Source organism: Mesorhizobium sp. M7A.F.Ca.US.006.04.2.1, from assembly GCF_004022915.1.
GTDB lineage: Bacteria > Pseudomonadota > Alphaproteobacteria > Rhizobiales > Rhizobiaceae > Mesorhizobium > Mesorhizobium ciceri.
The window spans coordinates 1-4656 of record NZ_RZQA01000519.1 but is presented as its reverse complement, the minus strand read 5'-3'; the positions used below and the strand labels follow the sequence as shown (position 1 = coordinate 4656).

At 66.6% G+C, this 4656-nt stretch carries 4 protein-coding genes; 3 read left to right on the top strand and 1 reads right to left on the bottom strand.

Translation table 11 applies throughout. The features are described from left to right. Positions 1–1385 (top strand): peroxidase family protein (locus EN925_RS24175; protein WP_348630363.1); only part of this gene is annotated, 1385 nt, incomplete at its 5' end. 182 nt (positions 1386–1567) lie between these two features. Next, a complete protein-coding gene (locus EN925_RS24170) occupies positions 1568–2125 on the top strand; it encodes a GNAT family N-acetyltransferase (protein ID WP_013530142.1) in 558 nt (185 codons plus the stop codon). An 8-nt stretch (positions 2126–2133) separates the two neighbouring features. Here EN925_RS24170 and EN925_RS24165 read toward each other — a convergent pair whose 3' ends face one another. Continuing rightward, the gene (locus EN925_RS24165) at positions 2134–2550 is read right to left on the bottom strand and encodes a helix-turn-helix domain-containing protein (protein WP_013530143.1); all 417 of its coding nucleotides are present in this window, start codon (positions 2548–2550) and stop codon (positions 2134–2136) included. A gap of 105 nt (positions 2551–2655) precedes the next feature. On the opposite strand from EN925_RS24165, the gene EN925_RS24160 reads away from it, so the two are divergent. Further along, on the top strand, positions 2656–4656 hold a 2001-nt coding region (locus EN925_RS24160; RefSeq protein WP_128336986.1), incomplete at its 3' end, for a heavy metal translocating P-type ATPase.

Here is a 4656-nt window from a genome sequence, read left to right as displayed (position 1 = left end):
CTTCGCTTGTGGGTGCGGAGCCGGCAGGCGCCGGCATCGAAGCGCAGGGCCTCGGCTGGTCGAGCAAGCATGCCACGGGCATCGCCGGCGATGCCATCACCTCGGGCCTCGAGGTGACCTGGACCACGACGCCGACCAAGTGGAGCAACAACTTCTTCGACAATCTGTTCAACTTCGAATGGGAGCTGACCACGAGCCCGGCGGGCGCGCATCAGTGGACGCCGAAGGGCGGCGCCGGCGCCGGAACCGTGCCGGATGCCCACGATCCGTCCAAGCGCCGCGCGCCTGCCATGCTGACGACCGATCTCGCGCTGCGGGTCGATCCGGCCTACGAGAAGATCTCGCGGCGCTTCCATGAGCATCCGGACCAGTTCGCCGACGCTTTTGCCCGCGCCTGGTTCAAGCTGACCCATCGCGACATGGGGCCGGTCGTTCGCTATCTCGGCCCGCTCGTGCCGAAGGAAGAGCTGATCTGGCAGGATCCGATCCCCGCGGTCGACCACGAACTGGTCGGCGAGCAGGACATTGCGTCGCTGAAGGCGAAGATCCTGGCATCGGGCCTGTCGGTTTCCGAATTGGTCTCGACGGCGTGGGCCTCGGCCTCGACGTTCCGCAATTCCGACAAGCGCGGTGGTGCCAATGGTGCACGCATCCGGCTGGCGCCGCAGAAGGATTGGGAGGTCAACCAGCCGGCGGAACTGTCGAAGGTGCTGGCCAGGCTGGAAGCCATCCAGAAGGAGTTCAACGCGGCACAGACCGGCGGGAAAAAGATCTCGCTGGCCGACCTCATCGTTCTCGGCGGTGTCGCCGCTGTCGAGAAGGCGGCGAAGGATGGCGGCCACGAGGCCAAGGTGCCGTTCACGCCGGGTCGCATGGATGCTTCACAGGAACAGACGGATGTCCATTCCTTTGCCGCGCTCGAGCCGAAAGTCGATGGCTTCCGCAACTATGTCAGGGGCAAGCAGCCGATGTCGGTCGAAGCCATGCTGGTCGACCGGGCGCAATTGCTGTCGCTGACCGCACCCGAAATGACGGTGCTGGTCGGCGGTCTTCGTGTGCTCGGCGCCAACACGGCCAACTCGAAGCACGGCGTGTTCACCGACCGGCCGGGTACGTTGACCAACGACTTCTTCGTCAACCTGCTCAGCATGAACACGGTCTGGGATCCGGCCGCCGGCTCCGACGAAGTCTACGAGGCGCGTGACCGCAAGACCAAGGCGGTCAAGTGGACCGGCACCCGTGCCGACCTGATCTTCGGCTCGCACGCCCAATTGCGCGCGCTTGCCGAGGTCTACGGGTCGGCGGACGCCAAGGCGAAATTCACCAGGGATTTCGTTGCGGCATGGACCAAGGTGATGAACGCCGACCGCTTCGACATCGCCTGAGATCGCTAAAGGCGCTCCGGCGCGGCCGCGCCGGATCGCCGGTCCTCCCAAGGACACAACGCCAGGGCCGCGTTTCCAGTGATGGGAGCGCGGCCTTTGTCGTATGGGGCCGCGCTTTGGTGGACCGTGCCTCCCTGGTCAAGCATGCTATTTTGTGGGCATCGCGTCTGCACCGGTGCACCATGATCGAAATCGTCAAACCCGCGTTCGAACATCTGCCGTCCTACAAGGCGGCACTCGAACGCGGCTGGTCGCCGGACAATGTGCGATTGCTGGAAGCGACGCGCGAGCAGCTTGCGGCAATCGAAAGGGATCCCGTGGCTTTTCTCGCCGACCTCGATGATCCCCAGGCCAGGGGCGGTCCGATCACCTTGCCCGACGGCAAAAAGGTGCCGCGCCTGCCGGGCTTCCGCCGCTGGATCTGGGACGGCGAGGCGTCGGGCTCGATCGGCTTTCGCTGGCAGAAGGGCACGTCGGACCTGCCGCCGCATGTGCTCGGCCATATCGGCTATGCGGTGGTGCCGTGGAAGCGGCGGCGCGGTTACGCTACACAGGCGCTGCGCCTGATGCTGGAGGAGGCGAGGGCGGTCGGCCTGGCTCACGTCGAGATCACCGCCAAACCGGGCAATCCGGCCTCGCACAAGGTGATCCTGGCCAATGGCGGCAAGCTCGTCGAACGCTTTTTCGAGGACGCCGCCTATGGCGGAGCGGAAAGCTTGCGGTTCCGGATCGAGCTGTAGGATGTATCTCAACCATGCTCATCGGCGCACAGCGCATGATCCGACAGCGCGCGGATGACGTAGCAATCGCCGACCGTCTGGCCATTGCAGCACGTGGCGATGCGTTCGAGCTCGGCCTCGAGCCGCTTCAACTGGGCAATCTTTTCCCGCACCGAGATCAGTTGCTCCTCGGCGATCTTGTCGGCGTGGCCGCAGGGTTGCTCGGGGTGGCCGCTCAAATCGATCAGAGAGCGGATGTCCTCGACGGCGAAACCGAGATCGCGGGCGTGGCGGATGAAGGCCAACCGCTCCAGCTCCTGCCTGGAATAGCGGCGCTGGTTGCCTTCCGAGCGCTCGGGTGCGGCAACAAGGCCCATCTGCTCGTAGTAGCGGATGGTCGGCACCTTGACCCCGGTGCGGCGCGAGAGATCACCGATCGAAAACATGAATTGCCTCTTGAAGCTCTAGTGACTAGAGCAATTACAGTGCCTGACATCAGCGTTCAAGACCCATGCGGCGACGCCGCGCGGGCAAGACAGACAGGTGATGTGATGACGGCGCCCCTCGACCAGGTAAAAATCAGGCAGACGCGGTTCAAGATCGGCGGCATGGATTGCGCCTCTTGCGCAACCAAGATCGATACGGCGGTGCGTCGCCTAGACGGCGTCGCCGATGTCTCGGTTTCGGTGACCGGTGCCAGCATGACGGTCAGCCATGGCGGCGCGTTGCCGGAAGACAGGGTGCTGCAGCAGGTTGCTCGGCTCGGCTACGGCATCGTCAGGGCCGAGGCACATGTATCGCCGATGTCAAACAAGGCGCACGCCGATCACGTCCACAATGACCATGAAGGCCACGATCATGCGAGCCACGATCCCGATCCCGATCATGGCCATTCCGAGACGGGGCAGGCGTGGTGGCGTTCCCGCCGGGCGGTGCTGACGCTCGCCTGCGCGGCAGCGCTTCTCGCCGCATACGGCATCGGCCATCTGTTCCCGGTGGCGGAACGCGGGGTGTTCCTGGCCGCGCTGTTGGTCGGCCTGGTGCCGATCGCACGGCGCGCGCTGATGGCCGCATTGGCCGGCACGCCGTTTTCGATCGAGATGCTGATGACCATCGCGGCGATAGGCGCCGTGATGATCGGTGCCACTGAAGAGGCCGCCGCCGTGGTGGTGCTCTTCCTGATCGGCGAGCTTCTGGAGGGTGTCGCCGCCGGCCGGGCGCGGGCGAGCATCCAGGGACTTGCCGATCTGGTGCCGAAGACGGCCTTGGTCGAGCGCGCAGGCGGCACATCGGAGTGTCCCGCCGAAGACCTTGCGGTCGGCGATATCATCCTGGTGCGGCCGGGCGACCGCATCCCGGCCGATGGCGAGATCATCGAGGGCGCGAGCGAAATCGACGAGGCGCCGGTGACCGGCGAGAGCACGCCGAAGCGCAAGGGCGTTGCGGACGCCGTCTTTGCCGGCACGATCAGCATCGATGGCGTGCTCAAGGTGCGGGTGACGGCGGCCGCTTCCGACAACACCATCGCCCGAATCGTGCGGCTGGTGGAGGAGGCGCAGGAGGCCAAGGCGCCGACAGAGCGCTTCATCGATCGCTTCTCGCGCACCTACACGCCGGCGGTGCTGGCGGTCGGTGCGCTGGTGGCATTGTTGCCGCCGCTGCTTGCCGGCGGCGACTGGAACGAATGGATCTACAAGGGCCTGGCGATCCTGCTGATCGGCTGCCCCTGCGCGCTGGTCATCTCGACCCCGGCGGCGATCGCCGCGGGCCTTGCGACCGGTGCGCGGCGTGGCCTGTTGATGAAAGGCGGTGCGGTGCTGGAAGGCTTTCGCCGGATCACGGCGGTCGCCTTCGACAAGACCGGCACGCTGACCGCAGGCAAGCCTGCCGTCACCGACGTCGTGGCGTATGGAAGGGATGAACGCACCGTGCTGGCGCTGGCGGCAGCACTGGAGCAGGGCTCCAGCCATCCGTTGGCGATGGCGATCCTGGACCGGGCCAAGGCCGACAAGGCGCCGGTGCCGCCGGCTCTCGCGGCGAAGGCAATCTCGGGCAAGGGTGTCGAGGGCAGCGTTGGCGGCGTCGCCGTCTTCCTCGGCTCCGGCCAGGCGGCGGGCGAACGCGCCGACATGACGCAAGCGCAGCGCCTCGCCGTCGACAGCCTCAACGGCCAGGGCAAGACGGTGTCAGTGCTGGTCGCCGATGGCGTGGTGGCCGGGCTGATTGCCATGCGCGACGAGCCGCGGCCGGATGCTGCGGCCGGGATCGCGGCGCTGAAGGCCGAGAGCATCCGCGCGGTGATGCTGCCCGGCGACAACCGCCGCACGGCGCAAGCCATCGCCGCTTCGCTCGGCATCGAGGCGCGGGCGGACCTGTTGCCCCAGGACAAGCAGCGCATCGTCGGCGAATTGCAGCGCGAGGGTTTCAAGGTCGCCAAGGTCGGCGACGGCATCAACGACGCGCCGGCGCTCGCGGCCGCCGATATCGGCATTGCCATGGGCGGCGGCACCGACGTGGCGCTGGAGACCGCGGACGCGGCGATCCTGCACGGC